The sequence below is a fragment of the Lactobacillus equicursoris DSM 19284 = JCM 14600 = CIP 110162 genome (assembly GCF_001434815.1).
Taxonomy (GTDB): Bacteria; Bacillota; Bacilli; order Lactobacillales; family Lactobacillaceae; genus Lactobacillus; species Lactobacillus equicursoris.
Genome location: NZ_AZDU01000150.1, coordinates 1 through 311, shown reverse-complemented (window position 1 = coordinate 311; position 311 = coordinate 1). Strand labels below are relative to the sequence as shown.

The following is a 311-nucleotide window of genomic DNA, read 5'->3' as shown; positions in this document are numbered from 1 at the left end:
GTGACTTTGTACAAGTCATAAGGCGGGGATCGGAGTCGAACCGACGATTAAGGTTTTGCAGACCTCTGCCTTACCACTTGGCTACACCGCCACATTTATTTTCTTTTCTGCCCTGAGGCTAGGGCGGTATGTGGGAATCGAACCCACGTATGCTGGATCCACAAACCAGTGTGTTAACCACTTCACCAATACCGCCATTTTGTTAACAGGGATAGTAGGAATTGAACCCACACCGACGGTTTTGGAGACCGTAGTTCTGCCTTTAAACTATATCCCTATTATGGAGGAAAGTGGATTCGAACCACCGAACT

Annotated in this window: 3 tRNA genes; all 3 read right to left on the bottom strand. The window is 47.6% G+C overall.

The annotated features are described in order from the left end of the window. Positions 1–20: 20 nt before the first annotated feature. A tRNA-Cys gene (locus tag FC20_RS09780) sits at positions 21–91 on the bottom strand. 31 nt (positions 92–122) lie between these two features. Beyond that, positions 123–195, bottom strand: a tRNA-His gene (locus FC20_RS09775). A gap of 11 nt (positions 196–206) precedes the next feature. Further along, positions 207–277: transfer RNA gene (locus FC20_RS09770), tRNA-Trp, on the bottom strand. Positions 278–311: the final 34 nt, after the last annotated feature.